Source organism: Amycolatopsis sp. WGS_07, from assembly GCF_045278895.1.
Classification (GTDB): Bacteria; Actinomycetota; Actinomycetes; order Mycobacteriales; family Pseudonocardiaceae; genus Amycolatopsis.
This window is the reverse complement of the sequence record NZ_CP136053.1, coordinates 9,884,658-9,902,479: the sequence shown is the minus strand read 5'-3', so window position 1 is coordinate 9,902,479 and position 17,822 is coordinate 9,884,658. Positions and strand designations below refer to the sequence as shown.

General features: G+C 68.2%; 13 protein-coding genes and 2 pseudogenes. 5 read left to right on the top strand and 10 right to left on the bottom strand.

The features are described from left to right. Nucleotides 1-157 precede the first annotated feature (157 nt). Together obgE and proB are read left to right on the top strand one after the other, a co-directional pair. Nucleotides 158-1,680, top strand: a pseudogene (obgE, locus tag RPX00_RS46380) (GTPase ObgE). After that, nucleotides 1,677-2,783 carry a glutamate 5-kinase gene (gene proB, locus RPX00_RS46375; protein WP_406635643.1) on the top strand — a complete coding sequence of 369 codons (1,107 nt, stop codon included), beginning with the start codon at nt 1,677-1,679 and terminating at the stop codon, nt 2,781-2,783. Before obgE ends, proB begins: the two are co-directional and overlap by 4 nt. A gap of 6 nt (nt 2,784-2,789) precedes the next feature. Here the strand turns inward: proB and RPX00_RS46370 are convergent, their stop codons facing one another. Beyond that, entirely contained in the window at nt 2,790-4,229 is a 1,440-nt protein-coding gene (locus RPX00_RS46370) for an MFS transporter (protein ID WP_406635641.1), read from the bottom strand. Between the two features lie 103 nt (nt 4,230-4,332). Between RPX00_RS46370 and RPX00_RS46365 the strand changes: the two genes are divergently transcribed. Next, nucleotides 4,333-4,650 (top strand): ArsR/SmtB family transcription factor, encoded by a 318-nt coding sequence (locus RPX00_RS46365; RefSeq protein WP_406635639.1) that lies wholly within the window; start codon nt 4,333-4,335, stop codon nt 4,648-4,650. A gap of 7 nt (nt 4,651-4,657) precedes the next feature. On the opposite strand, the gene RPX00_RS46360 is transcribed toward RPX00_RS46365, so the two are convergent. Beyond that, on the bottom strand, nt 4,658-5,278 hold the full coding sequence (locus tag RPX00_RS46360) for a TetR/AcrR family transcriptional regulator (protein WP_406635637.1): 621 nt from the start codon (nt 5,276-5,278) through the stop codon (nt 4,658-4,660). 95 nt (nt 5,279-5,373) lie between these two features. On the opposite strand from RPX00_RS46360, the gene RPX00_RS46355 reads away from it, so the two are divergent. Beyond that, a complete protein-coding gene (locus RPX00_RS46355; protein WP_406635635.1) occupies nt 5,374-6,618 on the top strand; it encodes an FAD-dependent oxidoreductase in 1,245 nt (414 codons plus the stop codon). 2 nt (nt 6,619-6,620) lie between these two features. On the opposite strand, the gene RPX00_RS46350 is transcribed toward RPX00_RS46355, so the two are convergent. The 5 genes and pseudogenes from RPX00_RS46350 to RPX00_RS46330 all read right to left on the bottom strand — a co-directional run bounded on the left by RPX00_RS46350 (nt 6,621) and on the right by RPX00_RS46330 (nt 11,450). Continuing rightward, entirely contained in the window at nt 6,621-7,097 is a 477-nt protein-coding gene (locus tag RPX00_RS46350) for a hypothetical protein (RefSeq protein ID WP_406635633.1), read from the bottom strand. A gap of 28 nt (nt 7,098-7,125) precedes the next feature. Further along, nucleotides 7,126-8,751 carry an AMP-binding protein gene (locus tag RPX00_RS46345; RefSeq protein WP_406635632.1) on the bottom strand — a complete coding sequence of 542 codons (1,626 nt, stop codon included), beginning with the start codon at nt 8,749-8,751 and terminating at the stop codon, nt 7,126-7,128. A gap of 13 nt (nt 8,752-8,764) precedes the next feature. Continuing rightward, nucleotides 8,765-9,498 (bottom strand): annotated as a pseudogene (locus tag RPX00_RS46340) (SDR family NAD(P)-dependent oxidoreductase). 9 nt (nt 9,499-9,507) lie between these two features. Further along, on the bottom strand, nt 9,508-10,653 hold the full coding sequence (locus RPX00_RS46335; RefSeq protein ID WP_406635630.1) for an acyl-CoA dehydrogenase family protein: 1,146 nt from the start codon (nt 10,651-10,653) through the stop codon (nt 9,508-9,510). Between the two features lie 2 nt (nt 10,654-10,655). Beyond that, entirely contained in the window at nt 10,656-11,450 is a 795-nt protein-coding gene (locus tag RPX00_RS46330) for an enoyl-CoA hydratase-related protein (protein WP_406635628.1), read from the bottom strand. Nucleotides 11,451-11,564: 114 nt separating this feature from the next. On the opposite strand from RPX00_RS46330, the gene RPX00_RS46325 reads away from it, so the two are divergent. Then, the gene (locus tag RPX00_RS46325; protein ID WP_406635626.1) at nt 11,565-12,182 is read left to right on the top strand and encodes a TetR/AcrR family transcriptional regulator; all 618 of its coding nucleotides are present in this window, start codon (nt 11,565-11,567) and stop codon (nt 12,180-12,182) included. Between the two features lies 1 nt (nt 12,183). On the opposite strand, the gene argS is transcribed toward RPX00_RS46325, so the two are convergent. The 3 genes from argS to RPX00_RS46310 all read right to left on the bottom strand — a co-directional run bounded on the left by argS (nt 12,184) and on the right by RPX00_RS46310 (nt 17,733). Beyond that, nucleotides 12,184-13,902 (bottom strand): arginine--tRNA ligase, encoded by a 1,719-nt coding sequence (argS, locus tag RPX00_RS46320; protein ID WP_406635624.1) that lies wholly within the window; start codon nt 13,900-13,902, stop codon nt 12,184-12,186. Between the two features lie 57 nt (nt 13,903-13,959). Further along, nucleotides 13,960-15,249, bottom strand: coding sequence for an MFS transporter (locus RPX00_RS46315; protein ID WP_406635622.1), 1,290 nt, complete (start codon nt 15,247-15,249; stop codon nt 13,960-13,962). Nucleotides 15,250-15,690: 441 nt separating this feature from the next. Next, nucleotides 15,691-17,733: an ATP-binding protein gene (locus RPX00_RS46310; protein WP_406635620.1), complete on the bottom strand. Its 2,043-nt coding sequence runs from the start codon at nt 17,731-17,733 to the stop codon at nt 15,691-15,693. Nucleotides 17,734-17,822 lie beyond the last annotated feature (89 nt).

Genomic DNA, 17,822 nt, shown 5'->3' with positions numbered 1-17,822 from the left:
GGCGACGTGTGTCCGCGGAATACGCGGACCACGTCGCTCGTTACATGTCACCCGGGGGCCCGAGCCCCCGGACCCCCACGGTGCGGCCGCTGGCAGACCCAGCGTGGTCCGCACCGTTTTTGTTTCTTATGGCTTTCAGGTGAAGTGAGGCAAACCCATGGCGTCCCGGTTCGTGGACCGCGCGGTCATCCATCTGACCGCCGGGGACGGGGAAACGGCTGTGCCTCGGTGCACCGCGAAAAGTTCAAGCCGCTCGGCGGCCCGGACGGCGGCAACGGCGGCAACGGCGGTGACGTCACGCTCGTCGTCGACGCCAACGTGCACACCCTCCTCGACTTCCATTTCCGCCCGCACGCCCGCGCCGGCAACGGGAAAATGGGCATGGGCAGCAACCGCAACGGCGCCGCGGGCGAGGGACTGGAGATGAAGGTCCCGCCGGGCACCGTCGTGTTCACCGAGGACGGCGAACTCGTCGCCGACCTCACCAACCCCGGCACCCGGTTCGTCGCCGCACAGGGCGGCCGCGGCGGGCTCGGCAACGCCGCGCTCGCGTCCAAGGCCCGCAAGGCGCCGGGGTTCGCGCTGCTCGGCGAGCCGGGCGAGAGCCGCAACCTGGTGCTGGAGCTGCGTTCGGTCGCCGACGTCGGCCTGCTCGGCTTCCCGTCCGCGGGCAAGTCGTCGCTGATTTCCGTGCTGTCCGCGGCGAAGCCGAAGATCGCCGACTACCCGTTCACTACGCTGGTGCCGAACCTCGGCGTCATCACGGCCGGATCGTCGGTGTTCACGATGGCCGACGTGCCGGGCCTGATCCCGGGCGCGTCCGAGGGCCGCGGCCTCGGCCTGGACTTCCTGCGCCACATCGAACGCTGCGCCGTGCTGGTGCACGTGGTCGACTGCGCGACGCTGGAGCCGGGCCGCGATCCGCTGTCCGATGTGGACGCTCTTGAGGAGGAGCTGGCCCGCTACACGCCGGGGCTGGGCGGCAAGCTCGAGGAACGCCCGCGCGTGGTGGTGCTGAACAAGATCGACATCCCGGAAGCGGCCGAGCTGGCCGAGTTCGTGCGCCCCGACCTGGAGGCGCGCGGGTTGCGCGTGTTCGAGGTGTCGACCGCGTCGCGCAAGGGCTTGAAGGAGCTGAGCTTCGCGCTGGCGGAGGTCGTCGAGGCCTACCGCGAGGCGCAGCCGGTGCTGGAGCCGGAGAAGATCGTGCTGCACCCGCTCGCGATCGACGACAGCGGGTTCACCGTCGAACGCGATCCGGAGGAGGAGGGCGGGTTCATCGTCCGCGGTTCGCGTCCGGAGCGGTGGATCCGGCAGACGAACTTCGCCAACGACGAGGCCGTCGGCTACCTCGCGGACCGGCTCAACCGGCTCGGCGTCGAGGAAGCGCTCGCGAAGAACGGCGCGCGGCCGGGCAGCCCGGTCACCATCGGCGACATCCAGTTCGAATGGCAGCCCTCCACGCCGGGCGTGGCGGTGCACCTGTCCGGCCGGGGCACGGACGTCCGGCTGGAGCGCAACGACCGCGTCAGCGCGTCCGAGCGCAAGGAAGCCCGCCGGATCCGCCGCGACGGGGTCGACGAGGAAGAAGAGTTGGTCGACGAGGAAATCCCGTCTGTCGACGCAGAACTCGACGACGTGTGGGACGACGACGAGGAGCAGGCGGAGCGCGACCGGTGAGCGGCACGCGCCAGGAGATCGCGGAAGCCCGCAGGCTGGTCGTCAAGGTCGGATCCTCGGCGCTGACCACCGCGGGAAGCGGGCTCGACGTGGCCCGCCTCGACGCGCTGGTCGACGCGATCGCGGACCGCGTGTCCCGCGACGCCCAGATCGTGCTCGTGTCCTCGGGCGCGATCGGCGCCGGGCTCGCGCCGTTGCGGCTGGGCAAACGGCCGCGCGACCTGGCCACCCAGCAGGCCGCGGCGAGCGTCGGGCAGCTCGCGCTGGCACACGCGTACGCGGAATCGTTCGGCCGTTATTCGCTGACGGTCGGCCAGGTCCTGCTTACCTCGGACGATGTCGTCCGCCGCTCGCACTACCGCAACGCGCAGCGCACGTTCTCCCGGCTGCTCGCGCTCGGCGCGGTGCCGGTCGTGAACGAGAACGACACCGTTGCCACGCAAGAGATCCGCTTCGGCGACAACGACCGGCTCGCCGCTTTGGTCGCCCACCTGGTCGGCGCGGACGCACTGGTCCTGCTGTCCGATGTGGACGGTCTGTACGACGGCGATCCGCGCGACGGCGCGACCCGCAAGATCACCGAGGTGCGCGGCGAGTCCGATGTGGAGGGCATCGCGGTCGGGATGTCGTCCTCGGGGCTGGGCACCGGCGGCATGGTCTCGAAACTCTCCGCCGCGCGCACCGCGGCCGGGGCCGGAATCCCGGTGCTGCTGGCCGCGGCCGCCGACGCCGGGGAGGCGTTGCGCGAGGCGAACGTCGGCACCGCCTTCGCCCCCGCCGACACCCGGCTGTCCGCCCGCCGGTTCTGGCTGGGCTACGCCGCCGACACCTCCGGCCGTCTCCGCCTTGACGACGGCGCGGTGCGGGCGATCCTGCGCCGCCGGTCGCTGCTTGCGGCGGGAATCACCGGCCTGGAAGGGGATTTCGAGGCTGGGGACGTCGTCGATCTCGTGGATTCCGCGGACGTCCCGGTAGCGCGCGGCGTGGTCGGCTTCGACGCGGGGGAGCTGCCCGCGCTGATCGGGCGGTCCAGCCACGAGGTTCCGGTGGAGCACCGCCGGGAGGTCGTGCACGCGGACGATCTCGTTCCGTTGCGTCGTTAGCCCAAGTCAGCTTCGCGCCGCCGCGGGCTCCCGTTCCGGGACAGTGCGGTTCCGGGTCAGCAGGGCGGTGAGTGCCGCCATCGCGACGACCAGAACGGCGCAGAGCCAAGCCGCCACTTCGGTCGCGGACGCGTACTGTGCCACGCCCGAAGGACGATCGCCCAGTACGGCGAAGAAAATCGTGCCGATGACCGCCAACCCGGCCGAGCCGGCGAACTGTTGCGCGGTGTTGAGCGTTCCGGAAGCGATGCCCGCCCGCCGGGAGTCCACTTCGGACAGTGTGGCACCGAGCAACGCGGGCAGGATCAGGCTGTTTCCCAGTCCCAGCAAGGCAAGGACGATCGCCAGCCACGAGCTTCCGATCGCGCCGCCCCGGAGGTGGCACAGGACGGCGAGACCGGCCAGCGCGGCGAGGTCGGCCGCGCAGCCGAGCAGGATCGTCCTGGCCGGGCCGTACGCGGCGATCAGCCGTTTGCCGGCGAGCGGCGCGACGACCCCGGCGAGCGCCATCGGCGCGAACGTCAGTCCCGCCTCGAAAGCCCCGAGCCCGAGCCCGTTCTGCAGCAAGAGGCTGACGACGAAAATGCTGCCGGCGAAGGAGGCCATGAACGCCGCGCTGATCGCCAATCCGGCGCGGAAACCACGCACCTGGAACAAGGACAGATCGAGCAGCGGGGCGCCGCCGCGAGCGAGCAGCCGTCGTTCGTGGACCAGGCTCAGCAGGACCGCCGGGACGGACGACGCCAGCATCGCCCAGCACCACCACGGCCAGCCCGCGCCTCGCCCCAGCACCAGCGGGACCAGCGCGAGTGCCAGCGAGCCGGAGACGCCGAGCACGCCGACCGGGTCGAGGCCCGCGGTCCGGCCGGTCGCGGCGCGCGGCAGCACCCGCGCGGCCAGCAGCAGGACGACGATGCCGACCGGCGCGTTGAGCAGGAAGATCACCCGCCAGCCGAGGCCGAGGACGTCGGCGCTCAGCAGCAGCCCGCCCAGCACCTGCCCGAAGACCCCGCTGACCGCGGCGGTCACGCCGAACCAGGCCAGCGCTTTGGGCCGTTCCGCCGCGGCGAAGCTGCTGGTGATCACGGCCAGGATCTGCGGCACCATCATCGCCGCGGTCAGGCCCTGCAGCAGCCGGGCCCCGACCAGCTGGCCGGGGGACTGGGCGAGTCCGCACAGCACGGACGCCACGGTGAACGCGCCCATGCCGGACAGGAACATCCGCCGGTAGCCGAACAGGTCGCCGAGGCGCCCGCCGGTCACCAGCCCCGCGGCATAGGCGAACGCGTACCCGCCGACGACCAGTTCCAGCGCCGCCTCTCCGGCGTTCAGGTCGCGGTGCAGCGACGGGACGGCGACGTTGACGACGTTCAGGTCGAACCCGTACATGAACATCGCCGCGAGCACGACTGGCAGCAGCAGCGGACGGCGGCCGGACCCGACCATGCGACCCTCTTCCCTGTTGTTCGATAAACTTCGACGTGTTTGAAGATTATCGAACAGTACAAGAAAGTTCGACATAGCGGAAGGCGCGGGATACGCTCGGTTCGTGACGACCGACGGACTGCATCCCGACGCGAGCGAACTGCGGCTGGCCAGGGTGCTGGCCGCGCTCGGCGACGAAGGACGGCTGGCCACGGTGCGGGCGCTGGCCCGGCTGGGCGAGTCCGACTGCACCCGGCTGCAGGCCGACGCCGGGCTCGAGATGAGCCGGTCGACCTTCTCGCATCATCAGAAGGTGCTGCGCGAGGCGGGAATCCTGCATGCCAGGGTGCAAGGTTCGCAGCGGATTCTCACGCTGCGAAAAGCTGAACTGCAGGCGCGGTTCCCCGGCCTGCTGGACGCGGTCCTCGGCGCGCCCGCCTGATTTTCGCTCAGCGCGCGAGATGTCGGGTCAACCGAGCCAGCTGCTCCGCGTAATACTCCACAAACGCCTCTGACGACGGATCTTCCCCGGTAAGCGCTTCAGCGATCCGCGGAAGCGACATCGGCGCGCTCGCCGCCGCCATCAGCATCAGCAGCAGCGCTTTCGGGTCCACTTCGGACGGGAAGTCGCCCGCCTCCTGTCGCGCCCGCATGTACTCGAGTTGCCCCTGCAGGAACTCGCGCTGCGACTCCGCGCCCGCTTCGCCCGGCGTGCCCTCGGCCATGTTCTCCCGCAGGAACAACCGGGCCTGGTCCTGGTCGGCGAGGCCGCCCTTCGCGAAGTCCTCGACCACGTCCGCGAGCGGCCGGTCCGGCGTCGTCATCGCGGCGAACCCGGCGAACGGTTCGCTGGCGACCTCGGAGTACAGCCCTTCCTTGCCGCCGAAGTAGTACGAGATCAGCTGTTTGTTGACCCCCGCGCGCTGCGCGATGTCGCTGACCCGCGCGGCCGCGTACCCCTTGCTGCCGAACTCGGCCTTCGCCGCCTCGAAGATGCGGGCCTTCGTGCGTTCGGGATCGCGCTGCCGCTCGGCGGGGCGCGGCGCGCGGCGCGGCGTGGTCTCGGACACCACCGCAGCCTAACCGACCCGTTAATCATCCCGAAGGTTGACACAATCATCCGTGTGGATAATTATGGCGGCAGGCAACCGAGAGGGGAGTGACCGTGAACAAGATCAAGGTGGCGGTGGTAGGCGGCGGCACCGGCGGGTTGTGCCTGGCGCACGGCTTGGCGCGGGCTGGCGTCGAGGTGGCGGTGTACGAGCGCAGCCGCACCCGGACCGAACGCCTGCAGGGCTACCGCGTGCACATCGCGCCGATGGGGTCCGCCGCGTTGCGCGAATGCCTTCCGCCGGCGGCGTGGGAGAGATTCCTGGCCACCACGGGGGTGAGCGAGGGCACGTTCGGCTTCGTGACCGAGCGCATGCGCGAGCTGGCGATCTTCGACGCTCCGCCCAGCGCCGACCCGGCCGCCGCGCACCATTCGGTCAGCCGGATCTCGATGCATCAGGTGCTGTCGTCCGGTCTGGACGGAATCCTCTGGTACGACAAGGAATTCGTGCGCTACGAGCACGACTCCAAAGGCGTCGTGCTGCACTTCGCCGACGGCACCACCGCCGAGGCGGACCTGGTGGTCGGCGCGGACGGTGCGGGCTCCCGGGTCCGCGCGCAGTTGCTGCCGCACGCCAAGCGGGTCGACACGGGAATCCGCACCGTCATCGGCAAATTCCCGCTGACCGCTGAGTCCAGCGCGCTGATTCCGCACCAGCTGGCGACGGCTCCGACGCTCGTGCTGCCCCCGCCCGGCTGCGGGATGTTCACCGCGCCGCACGAGTTTCCGGCGGCTTCGGTGAACGACGAGACCGCGACTGTCGACCCAGTGCTGTTCGACAACACCGGCAGCTACGTGATGTGGTCCTACGGCGCGAAGGCGGCGCATTTCCCGGCCGACCTCGCCGAACTGTCCGGTCCCGAGCTGCGCTCGCTGATCCTGGACCGGATCCGCGACTGGCATCCGTCGTTCAGCCGCCTGGTGCGGGATTCGCCGGACGGCACGGTGAGCATGCTGCCGATCCGCACGTCGGTGCCCGTCCGCGGGTGGGAGACCGGTCCGGTCACCCTGCTCGGCGACGCCGCACACAGCATGACGCCGTTCCGCGGCATCGGCGCGAACATCGCCCTGCGAGACGCGCAAGTGTTGTGCCGCAACCTTTCCCAGGGCGGCGATGTGACGGCCGCGGTTGCCGATTACGAGCGGCAGATGCGGAAATACGCGTACCCGCAGGTGCGTGGTTCGCTGCGCAGCGCCGGGCAGTTCGTGACGGAGAGCCGGTTCAGCCGCGGGGCGATGCGCGCGTCGATGGCCGCGCTGGGGGCGGGCCTCTCGCTGCGTCGGAAGCTGCGGAGCTGAGTTCAGCCCGCGCCGTACCAGCGACCGCCGGGCGGCATGGCGTACTCCGTGTACAACAGCCCGGCCAGGGCTTGCCAGCCGGTCTCGTCCGCGGCGAACGTCCGGCCGCCCGGCGCGATCAGCACCGCCTGGCCGCTGGCGTCGGCGACCAGCGAGATCGGCACGCGGAACTCGTCGTAGTCGTGCCGCACGAGCCAGCGCCACCCGATCGTGAACCGGCGGCGCGCGGCCACCGGGTACCGCACGTCGACGTCGGAGACCCCGGTGCCGACGGTCGTCCACAGTGGAGTGACACGAAGTCCGGCCAGATGCACGAGCTGCGGCTTCTTGCCGTCCGGTTCGAAGCGGTAGTACGGCCGCCGGCGCCACTGCTCCCAGCGCAGCCGCCGTCGTTCGCGGCGGATCGGGCCGCGCAGCCGGGACAGCGCTTCGTCGACCAGCGCGAGGGCGCGGGTGTAGTCAGGATCGTTGCGGGACACGAGATTCTCCCCTCTCTCGCGCCCGAAGCTACGGAACCGGCTCGGGACCGGTCCCGTTGTGCCTTTCCACCAGCGCACGGAGCTGGAACTTCTGGATTTTGCCGCTGGCGGTCCGGGGGAGTTCCGGAAACAGTGCCACACGCTCGGGCCAGTACTGCTTGGCCACGCCCTTCTCGGCGAGAAAACCGCGCAGCTTCTCCAGGTCCAACCGCGCGCCGGGCTTGAGCACGAGGCAGGCGCAGGCGCGTTCCTGCAGGCGTGGATCGGGAACGGCGACCACGGCGACCGCCTCGACGTCCGGGTGTTCGTAAAGGACGTTCTCCACGTACGCGACCGGGATGTTCTCGCCGCCGCGGATGATCACGTCCTTGGTGCGGCCGGCGATGCGGAGGTATCCGTCGGCGTCGATGGTCGCGAGGTCGCCGGTGTCGAACCAGTCGCCGGTGAAACTCTCCCTGGCCAGCTCGAGCCGTTCCGCGTAGCCGACGAACAGGAAGGGCCCGGCGACCTGCAGCCGGCCCTCGGCGCCCGGCGGAAGTTCGGTCCCGTTCGCGTCGACGACCCGGATCCGCATCCCGGGCCACGGGTACCCGTCGGTGTCGATCAGCTTGTCGTCCGGGTCGCCCGGGATGCCGAGCGTGACCAGCGCGTCCTCGCTTTGCCCCCAGCCGCCGAGCACGACGAGGCCGGGCAGCTTCTGCCGGGCCTGCCGCACGAGCGCCCGGGGGATCGGTGCGCCCATGCAGCAGAACCGTTGCAGGGAGCTGAGATCGTGGTCGGCGAGATTCGGGGCGGACAGCAGATCGTGCAAGAACGGAGTGGCGGCGGAGGTGTAGGTGATGCCGTGTTCGGCGACCAGCTCCACGAATCGCGCGGCATCCCACACGTCCTGCAGTACGCAGGTCGCGCCGTTCTGCACGCCGAGCCGTGCGCCGTAAAGGAAACCGGTCAGGTGGGCGAGCGTCGAAGCCATGTGCAGCACGCTGCCGGAGGTGATGCCGAGCCGGTCGGGGAGCGGGTTGTTCGCGGCGACGGCGGTGTTGTGCGTGTGCATCACGCCCTTCGGTTCGCCGGTGGTCCCGGAGGTGAAGATCAGCAGCGTGACGTCGTTGGGATCGGGTCGCCACGACGGCAGTTCCCGCCGCTCTTCCCACGGCGTCGCGGCGAACTCGTCCCAGGACGAGCCGACCACCAGCACCTGCGCCAGATCCGGCCACCGCGGACGGAGCCGCCGCACCATCGCCGGATAGTCGAACCCGCGGAACTCCTGCGGCACCACCAGCACTTTCGACCGCGCGAGCGCCACCATGAAGCCGACCTCGCGGTCCCGGTAGATCGGGATGAGCGGGTTGCTGACCGCACCGATCCGGCTCGCCGCGTAGTGCACGACAATCCACTCGATCCGGTTCGGCAGCTGGAACGACACGACGTCGCCCGGCCGGACGCCCAGCTCCAGCAGCCCGAGCGCACATCGGTCGACCTCCCGTTTGAGCTGGCCGAAGCTGATGCTGCGCTGGGAATCGACGAACGCGGTTTTGTCCGGCGTGGCCGCGGCGGCGTCGTCGAGGTAGTCGGTGATGGTGCGGTTCACCCAGTACCCGGCGCGGGTGTGGGCTTCGATCGTCTCGTCGTTGAGGATCGTCGCGAACGGCATGGCGGGCTCCGGATCAGCTCATGGTGAGGCCGCCGCTGACGCTGACGGTCTGGCCGGTGACGTAGGCGGCCTCGTCGGAGGCCAGGAAGGCGACCACGTTCGCGATGTCGGACGGCTGCGCGAGCCGCCGGAACGGGATGGCTTTCGTCAGCGCTTCGCGCAGCTTCGGGTTGTCGCCGCCGAGCGAGGCGAACAGTTCGGTGTCGGCGGGACCGGGGCACACGACGTTGGCGTTCACCTTGCTGCGCGCCAGTTCCCGGGCGATCGACTTCGTGAACGCGATGATGCCGCCCTTCGCCGCCGAGTACACCGCCTCGCCCGACGAGCCGACGCGACCGGCGTCGGAAGCGATGTTGACCACGGAGCCGAAGCCCTGCTCGGCCATCACCGGCAGCACCTCGCGGCAGGTGTTGAGCACGCCGTAGAGGTTGATCTGCACGACACGGTCCCAGTCCGCGCGGTCGGACTCCACGAACGGGCCCGCCTTGTCCCAGCCGGCGTTGTTGACCAGCACGTCGATCCGGCCGAACTCCGCGTGCACCCGCTTGACGGCGGCCGCGACGGATTCGGGGAGGTGACGTCGGTCTTGATGCCGATCCCGCCGATCGCAGCGGCGGTTTCCTTCGCCGTGGCTTCGTTGATGTCGCTGACCACGACGGTCGCGCCGTCGGCGGCCAGCTTCTCGGCGATACCGCGGCCGATGCCCTGGCCCGCGCCAGTGACGATGATGACTTTGTCCTTGAGCATGGTGTCTCCCTAGGGGGCGTACGCGCGGCCGAGGAGGTTTCGCGCGATGACGAGCTTCGACACCTGCGCGGTGCCGTCGCCGATTTCGAGGCCGATCACGTCACGCAGCCGTTGCCCGATCGGGCTCTCGCTGGAGTAACCGAGGTGGCCGAACGTCAGCAGGCACTGGTGGATGGTCTCGGCGGCGAGCTTCGGCGCCCAGAACTTCGCCATCGCCGCTTCGGTGCTGTGCTCGACGTCGTTGTCCTTGCGCCACAAGGCTTCGTAGCAAACATGCCGGGCTCCGCGCAGGTACGCGGCCTGCTCGGCGAGCGGGAACGCGACGCCCTGGAAAGTCCCGATCGGACTGCCGAACGCCTCGCGATCCCGGGCCCACTGCACTGCCTCGTCCAGCGAAACCTGAGCCGCGCCAAGGCAAGCGAGCCCGATGATCGCGCGCGAGTAATCGAAGCCCTGCATCACCGAGACGAAGCCCTGACCCTCGCCGCCGACCAAGGCTTCGCGCGGCACGGGCAGCCCGTCGAAGTGCAGCGAAGCGCGTCCGATCGCCCGGCTGCCGAGATCGTCGAACGCCGCCCGCGAGACATATGCGTCGTCCAGTTCGACCCAGAACGCGCTGACGCCGCGTGCCCCGGGACCGCCGGTGCGGGCGAGCACGAGCGCGACGTCGGCGGACATGCCCAGCGTGATGGACGTTTTCTCGCCGGTAAGCCGCCAGCCGGCGCTGTCCGGTTCGGCCTTCATCTCCAGCTTCGCGGCGTCGGTGCCGTGCCCGGGCTCGGTGATGCAGAACGCGGGCACGACCTCGCCGGACGCGATCGGCGGCAGCCACGCGGCCTGCTGTTCTTCGGTCGCGTTGCGGGTGAGGATGTCGCTGACCAGCGCGCTGACGATGATCAGGTAAGCAGCGTTGAAGTCGCCGCGCGCGACCTCCTCGGCCGCCATCCCGGCGACGACCGCGCTGGCTTCCTGGCCGCCGTGTCGTTCCGGGATGCGCAGGCCGGTCAAGCCCATCGCCGCCAGGTCGCTGACGAGCTGAGGCCGGAGCTTCGCCGCCTTGTCGTCGGATTGGTAATGCGGTGCAAGGACTTTCGCGGCGAACCGGCGCAGCTCGTGGCGGTAGGCGTCCTCGTCCTCGGTGAACGTGAAGTCCATGGTCAGTGCCAGATCACGTGCGAGACGAAGTCCGGCTTGCGCTTCTCCGCAAACGCTTGCGCGCCTTCCCGGCCCTCCGGCGAGGCGGTGAACAGGTCGAGCGCGGACATGGCCAAATTGGACAGTCCGGCCTGATGGTCGGTGTCGGCGTTGAAGGACTGCTTGAGAAAACGCAGCGCGGTCGGGCTCAGCGCGGCGGTGTCCTCGGCCCAGGCCTTGGCGGTCTTGAGCAACTCGCCCGGCGGGACGACCGCGTTGACCAGTCCCATCCGCTCCGCCTCGGCCGCGTCGTACTGGCGGCAGAAGAACCAGATCTCGCGCGCCTTCTTCTCGCCGACCACCCGCGCGAGATATGCCGAACCGAACCCGGCGTCGAACGACCCGACGCGCGGACCGGCTTGGCCGAACCGCGCGGTCTCGCTGGCGATCGTGACGTCGCACAGCACGTGCAGCACGTGTCCGCCGCCGATCGCGACGCCGTTGACCGCGGCGATCACCGGCTTCGGGAGGTCGCGGATGAGCTTGTGCAGGTAGCCGATCTCGAACAGGCCGCTTTCGGTCGGGCCGTAGTCGCCGGTCTCCGCGCGCTGTTTGACGTCGCCGCCGGTGCAGAACGCCTTCTCGCCGGCCCCGGTGAGGATCACCGCCCGCACCTGCTTGTCCGCCCACGCCAGGCGAAACGCCTTGATCAGCTCGTCGACCGTCCGCCCGCGGAAGGCGTTGTAGCGCTCCGGCCGGTCGATCGTGACGACCGCGGCCGGGCCGTCGATTTCGTACCGGATGTCCTCGAACTCCATCGTCCGCTCCCGTCTGTCTTCTGACCACGGTGACAAAATTTGACTGTTGAGTCAAGAGTTGAACTCATAGTCAACCGGTAGGCTTTCGGGCAGCGACGAAGGTGGAGGAGCGAGATGGCCGCGGTGAAGCCGCCGTCCGAGCGCGTGCAGCGCAAACGGGGCAAGCGGATCCAGGAGATCCTGACGGCGGCGGCCGAACTGTTCGGCGAGCGCGGCTACGACGCGGTGAGCCTGGAGCACGTCGCCGAGCGCCTCGACGTCACGAAGGGCTCGCTGTACTACTACTTCTCCAGCAAGGACGAGCTAGGCACGGCGGCGATCGAAACCCTCGGCGACGAGTGGACGGCGCGGCTGGAGCAGTTGCTCGACCGCACCGAGGGCACGCCGGAAGCCCGGCTGCGCGCGCTGATCCACGAGCACGTCACGATCGCGGTCAACGACTATCCGGCGGCGCTGCGGCTGTTCCTGATGCCCCGCGAATGGCCGAGCGCGCAACGCGAACGCATCAAGGAACTCCGCCTCCGCCACGACGCGCTGTTCCGCGCGCTGATCGAAGAAGGCCTGGCGAGCGGCGAGTTCACCGTCACCAGCGTCGACACCGTGCTGCAGTGCATGCACGCCGCGATGAGCCAGGCGCCGACGTGGTGCGGTGAACTGCCGTCCGCCGCGCGGGGAAAGGCGGTAGACGAGGTCGCCGACACGTTGATGGCGCTCGTCCATATCGGACGGTGAGCTAGAGGCGGCGCGGCGCTTCGATGCCGAGCAGCGCCAAGCCCTGCACCAGCGTGCGTGACGTGAGCGTGGCGAGCTGTACCCGCGACGCGCGCAGCTCCGGCGTTTCCGCGGTCAGCACCGGGCACTGTTCGTAGAAGCGCGAGAACGTGACCGCGGTGTCGTACAGGTACGTACAGAGCTTGTGCGGCGCGTACGCGGACGTCGCCGCACTGATCGCTTCGCTGAACCGCAGCAGCGTAAGCGCGAGCGCGCGTTCCGCCGGTTCTTGCAGCTGGACCGGAGCGTCTTCGGCGGGTTCTCCGGCTTTGGCGAGGATCGACTCGATCCGCGCGTGCGCGTACTGCAGGTAGACGGACGTGTTGCCGTCCTTGGCGAGCATGCGGTCCCAGTCGAACACGTAGTCGCGCTCGCGGTCGCTGGAGAGATCGGCGTACTTCACCGCGCCGATTCCGACTGCACGCGCGACTTCCCGCTGCTCTTCCTTGCTGAGTTCACTGCGTTCGGCAACGATTTCCGCGGCCTGCGCGACCGCTTCGTCGAGCAGGCTGGAGAGCTTGACCGTCTCGCCGGCGCGGGTGCGCATCACCTTGCCGTCCGCGCCGAGGATCGAACCGAACCCGATGTGCTCGGCGTGCACGCCTTCGAGCCAGCCGGCCGCGCGCGCCACCGCGAAGATCATCGCGAAGTGCTGCGCCTGCGGGGTGCCGACGACGTACAGCAGATCGGTCGCGCCGCGTTCGGCGGTCCAGTAGCGGATGGTGGCGAGATCGGTGGCCGCGTAGCCGTAGCCGCCGTCGCGCTTGCGGACGATCAGCGGGAGCCGGTCGCCTTCGCGGTTGGTGAAGCCTTCGGGGAACACGCAGACCGCGCCGTCGCTGATCTCGGTGAGCCCGTCGGCTTCGAGTTCGTCGACGACTTCGCCCAGGTACGGGTTGTAGAAGCTTTCGCCGTAGATGTCGTCGTCGGTGAGCGTGATGCCGAGCTGGCGGTAGGCCGCGTTGAAGTGCCGTGTCGACTCGTCGACGAGTTCCTGCCAGAAGGCGAGCGTTTCCGGGTCGCCGCCCTGGAGTTTCACCACGCGCTCGCGGGAGCGGGTCGCGAACGCCTCGTCGGCGTCGAACCTCCGGCGCGCGGCTTGGTAGAACGCGTTGAGGTCGCTGCGGTCCCCGGACGGTTCGTCCAGGTGGTGCTCGATGAGCATGCCGAACGGCGTGCCCCAGTCACCGAGGTGGTTGTGCGGCAGCACTTCGTGCCCGACGAACCGCATCAGCCTGCTGATCGCGTCGCCGATCACCGTGGAGCGCAGGTGCCCGACGTGCATTTCCTTGGCGACGTTGGGACTGCTGTAGTCGAGCGCGATCCGCCTCGGCTGCTCGGCCTCGGACACGCCCAGCCGGTCGTCTTTCGCCTGTTCGGCGACGCGCTGCTCAAGCCATTCGCGGCGCAGCACGAAGTTGAGGAATCCGGGCCCGGCGATCTCGGGCTGGTCGGCGACGCCGTCCAGCTCCAGGTTCTCGACGATCCCGGCCGCGACCTCGCGCGGCGGTTTGCCGAGCCGTTTGCCGAGGCTCATCGCGAGGTTGCATTGGTAGTCGACACCGTCGCGAGTGGACACCGCGATGAGCGCCGCGGACGGGTCGAGGTCGACGTCGAACGCGCGGCGGAGAGCGGCCACCACGCGTCGGGCCAGTTCCTCACTAACCTCGGGCTTGCGCACGGTGTCCCTCCTTCGCGTAGTCGATCGTTGAAGCCTACCGACCGCGCGCGAGCGGGTTTACCGCAGTTCGCTGCCCTTCGTTTCGGGCATCCGGAGGATCACGACGAACGTGATCGCCGCCCCGGCCGCGACGTACCAGAAGAAGGCAGTGGCCGCGCCCGCCGCGGACAGCGCGCTGAGCACGAGCGGCGCGGTCCCGCCGAACACGGCGACGGTGAGGTTGTACCAAGCGCCGATCCCGAGCCCGCGAAGTTCGGTGGGGAAGAGTTCGCTCATGATCGCCGGCGCGAGCGAGGTCATCGCGGTGTAGAGCGCGAGGCCGACGCAGAACACGATGAGCAGATTCCCGAGCCCGGGCCGCACGAGGTAGGAGAGGGGGACGATCACCAGCGCCGTCGCGCCGGACCAGACGAGCAGCTGCGGCCGTCGTCCGTACCGGTCGGCGAGCGCGCCCATCGGATACTGGAGGGCGACGAAGAGCGCGGTCGCGATGGAAAGCGCGAGGAACGCGTCGACGTCGTTCGCGCCGCGCCCCTTGACCGAGAACGACGGGAGGGCGCTGAAGAAGGTGTAGTAGCAAAGCGTGTTGAGCATCGAGAACCCGATGAGCTGCCCAACCGCCTTCGGATGCTTCGTGACCGTGGTGAGCAACGGCCGCTGAACCCGCCGCGCGGCTTCCTTTTTCTCGTGGAACAGCTCGGTTTCCGCGAGACTGCGCCGCAGCCACAGCCCGACCAGCCCGAGCACCCCGCCGAGCAGGAACGGAATCCGCCAGCCGAACGAGGTGAGGTTCGCCTTGTCCATCGTGCGGGCGAGCACGAACCCGAGCACCGTCGCGATGAGCACCGCGGACCCGGTGGAGATGTAGAAAAAGGACGAATAACGACCCCGCCGCTCCTTGGGCGCGACCTCGCCGAGGTAGGCGGAAGCGTTGGACACCTCGCCGCCGAGCGAAAGCCCCTGCGCGATCCGCGCGAGCAGCAGAAGAATCGGAGCCAGCCACCCGACCTGCGCGAACGTGGGCAGCACCCCGATCGCGACCGATCCGCCCGCCATCAGCGAGATGGTGAGCAGCATCGCGGGCTTGCGCCCGTGCACGTCGGCGAACCGCCCGAGCAGCACTCCGCCGAGCGGCCGGAAGAAGAACGCGAGCGCGTAGGTGGCGAACGTGTTGATCAGCGCGAGCGTTTCGTTGCCAGGAGGGAAGAACGCGCCGGCGAAGTAGATGCTGAAGGTCGCGTAGATCGTCCAGTCGAACCACTCGAGCGCATTGCCCGCACTGGCCGCGAACAACTTCCGCACCGGCAACCGATGCCGGGCGACGCCTTCGGTCGTAGAACCGGCCATCGGGCAACCTCCACACGTCCGCACGGGCGGAACGGGACTTTGCCAGAAATGCCCGGAGATCGGTAGATCTCGGCACAGGATGGCAGTTGGTGCTTGTCCCACTGCGGTCCGTGACTGCAGCTTCGGTTCAGCCTGAAGGAGGGGGATGGATGGTTGCCGGACGTATCGGCTGCGCTGGCATGCTGGCGGTTTGGCGGCGACTCGGACACTGCGGCTTCGCCGCTATGCCGGTGCCTGCAGTAGCCCAGCCGACGACGCGACCATGTCGTACACGGGGTTAATCCCGCCGCCCGGTCACCCTGCCTGGACGGTATGCCTCAACCTCGTTTCCTTAGGCGATAGGTCGCTCGTAGGAGTGTCTCGCAGTTCAAGGGGCATAAAAGACAGCCTGGAGGCTGACTTTTGTCTGACCAGTGCGAGCGCTTCGCTTGCCCCGAGGCGCTAGCTGGAAGGCAAGCCCAACTTGTCGAAGAATGCCCTATTCCGCTCCGTGGCCGCATTGACGAGACGGTCGAAGCTCATGACTTCGATGTATGCCTTGGCTGGCTCATTGAAGCCGAAGTAGCCGAGGGCGTCGTGGGTCGGGCGCAGGTTCGCGTATTCGCACCTGTCCACCATCTTTGAAGTGAGGTCAGCGACGATGTAGCAGAAGGCGGGAGGCTCCGGAGACCGTGGGATCGGACGCCCGGAGGCCGTTAGCACTCCTCCGGCCCGCACGCGTTTCACGTAGTCGAGACACTGCTGGATCGGGTCCTTGTCCTCCGTGACGTCATTCCGCATAGGTCTCTTGATCTCGACCACGACAATCGAAGGCAACGGGAGAGCTTCGCCTTCCGCCGCCAGCACGGGCGAATCGACGAGTCGCGTCGCCAGTATGTCCGGCTCCTTCGTAGACTCCGATGAGGTGATTGGCATGCTTTTGAGTGTCTTGTCGGAGGCAAGGTAGTCGTGGAACGCGAGTCGCTCGTCGATGATCCAGAGGTTCGAGGCGTCCGTGCCGATCTCATTTGAGTCGGTTCGCATGGGGATCAGAAGGGAGTGAATCGCGTCTTCTCGGCTGTATTTGCCGTCCTCATTGGACCGGATCAGCCGGGAAAGGATGTCGAGGATCGCTCGCCGTCGAGATACGTATGCTGCCAGGTCTGACTGGTTGATGTCTTTGAGAGTTTCGAGGTACCGGGAGAGCCGTTTTTCGTAGTCCTCTAGAGGTGCGGAACCTGCTTCGGCGAAGACCGCTTGGCCCTCGGCGATCGCATCGGCCTCGAGTTTCTGCAGGTTGCGATGTAGGAGGAGTTCGAGGTCCTGGTCCTTGATGGAAGGATCGATGGTCACACCGAGCGATTCAAGTCGGGCTAGGACGGGCCGATATCTCGGCGCATGGTTGCTCACGAAAGCATTGACACGCGCCTTGCCCTCGTCGCGAGCTGCAATGAGCGGGGCGGCCAGGATCTTCTCGACCTCGTCCAGTACGCCTGCTCGGATGTCGTCCAGCGAGATGTCATCGGTCAGCGTTGCGCCCGCAACGCGCTCGCTGATGTCGAAGGCAGTGCGGTCTGCGCGGACGTGGTTGTCGAGGTAAGAGGAAGACAGGTAGCAGACGTACGTGAATTCTGCGGACGTTTCGTCCTTGAGCCTCCCGTACAGACCGGGCACTTTGCCGGTGAGATTCTCCTCCATGACCACGCGGCTCGCGGCACACCAGTACAGCCGAGATGTCGGATTGCGGGTGGATGACTTGAGGCAGAGGTTGACCATGTCGAACTTCTCGCCCTTGACATCGATGGTGGTCGTGGGCATTTCGGAAAACACGAAGTCGTTCATCAACTCCTTGAGTGACACGACTTCGTCGTCGTCGGCAACCGTCACCTCGGGCGCGCCGCCTGGTCGGAGGAAGTACCAGATGCAGTGCTCGAACATCTCACGCGCGATCGCGTCGACGGTCTTCGGCGCGCTTCCCTGGAAGGCATCTTTGAACCCGTCCAGACGAACTACCGTACCCGCGTCGTCGAAGTCGTCCGGTTCGGCGTCATGCTCGACTTCCCGATCTACGGAGAATCGAAACTGGCGTCCTCGCAAGTCTCCCGCAGCGTCTTCGTAGGCGCTGCGTATCGAGACCTTGTCGAACGCCTTGAGCCAGAGTAGACGTCCCACGCCACGGCAACCCAGCTTCGCCTTGTAGTCGCTGTCCAGCGTCTCGAACGAGATCATGTTTTCTGGAGTGAAGCCCACTCCGTTGTCCGCGACGCTGAACCCGACGATCGGTTTCAGCGCTGCACGGCCGGGGCCAGCAGGCCCGAGGTCTAGTTCGACCTGCGGGCTGCGCCGGATCTTCACGCTCAGACATCCTCGCTCGACGTCGTCGCCGAAGCGGGCGTCAATAGCCTGGATACCGTTGACGACCGCCTCCAGGAGGGGAAGAAGAGCATGGCTCTTCGGCAGACTCGTATTCCGGACGCGACCTGCAAGGGACGTGGTCAGTGCCATGGCTTCCCTTCCTGCCCTTCAACATCGCAAACCCTACCGGCTGCACGGACATCGGTCGGGAGGTGATGCGAGCCCGATTCAGCATTCCG

What these genes read in the sequence shown, in the direction of transcription:
- RPX00_RS46370 (WP_406635641.1), bottom strand. Translation starts at nt 4,229, where the DNA reads ATGGTCGGGTCCGGCCGCCGTCCGCTGCTGCTGCCAGTCGTGCTCGCG.
- RPX00_RS46335 (WP_406635630.1), bottom strand. Translation starts at nt 10,653, where the DNA reads ATGGACTTCACGTTCACCGAGGACGAGGACGCCTACCGCCACGAGCTG.
- RPX00_RS46345 (WP_406635632.1), bottom strand. Translation starts at nt 8,751, where the DNA reads ATGCCGTTCGCGACGATCCTCAACGACGAGACGATCGAAGCCCACACC.
- RPX00_RS46315 (WP_406635622.1), bottom strand. Translation starts at nt 15,249, where the DNA reads ATGGCCGGTTCTACGACCGAAGGCGTCGCCCGGCATCGGTTGCCGGTG.
- RPX00_RS46325 (WP_406635626.1), top strand. Translation starts at nt 11,565, where the DNA reads ATGGCCGCGGTGAAGCCGCCGTCCGAGCGCGTGCAGCGCAAACGGGGC.
- RPX00_RS46310 (WP_406635620.1), bottom strand. Translation starts at nt 17,733, where the DNA reads ATGGCACTGACCACGTCCCTTGCAGGTCGCGTCCGGAATACGAGTCTG.
- RPX00_RS46330 (WP_406635628.1), bottom strand. Translation starts at nt 11,450, where the DNA reads ATGGAGTTCGAGGACATCCGGTACGAAATCGACGGCCCGGCCGCGGTC.